The 545-nt window shown below is 31.6% G+C and carries 1 protein-coding gene; it reads right to left on the bottom strand.

Features of this window, described 5'->3' with window-relative positions; genetic code table 11:
- Positions 1–204: 204 nt before the first annotated feature.
- Positions 205–399: a hypothetical protein gene (locus HMPREF2961_RS10230; RefSeq protein WP_002292375.1), complete on the bottom strand. Its 195-nt coding sequence runs from the start codon at positions 397–399 to the stop codon at positions 205–207.
- Positions 400–545: the final 146 nt, after the last annotated feature.

The raw sequence follows: 545 nt of genomic DNA, 5'->3' as shown, positions 1-545 counted from the left end.
CCCAAAATGTGTCCACTAAATCATCCTAACACCAGTCTACATGCTCTATGACTTTTTTAGAAATAGTTTTTTTGTATGCGAGATGTACCTCTTGCGGAAATTGTTCCAATAGTTCACTGTCAAACTCAACAGTATAATCCATATTTTGCTTCCTTTCTATACGGCTTAAGTGTTGGAATAAGTCATTCATTAGTTTTTGCACTGTTACTTTTCGATGATGGTTACAACTGCTTTGCCGCAAGTCAGTTCTTTTTCCAGCTCGCTCTTTATTTTTATGGCACATGGTTTGGAAAAAGGTGCTGCTTCTTTCCATGAACCAAGTAAAGGATACTCATTACTCATGCCTTTCACATATTGTTTATTTTTGACACCTTTTGTTTTTACTTCTACATAATACATTTGATCATCTTCTTTCTTGCTGTTTTTAGTTCATATTCAAATATATGTAAGCGAAAATGATTATGTATCTATATCTTTATGATAAATAAAAAGAATCAATTTAAAAGTTTTTTTCGAGAGTGTAAAATATTTTGTGTAAATAGAAA

The sequence above is a fragment of the Enterococcus sp. HMSC076E04 genome, from assembly GCF_001814285.1.
Taxonomy (GTDB): domain Bacteria; phylum Bacillota; class Bacilli; order Lactobacillales; family Enterococcaceae; genus Enterococcus_B; species Enterococcus_B lactis.
Note: the sequence above shows the minus strand (reverse complement) of the source record. Positions and strands in the feature narration are given on the sequence as shown.

Excerpts from the sequence above, each read along its gene's own strand:
- HMPREF2961_RS10230 (WP_002292375.1), bottom strand. The coding sequence starts at position 399 with ATGTATTATGTAGAAGTAAAAACAAAAGGTGTCAAAAATAAACAATAT.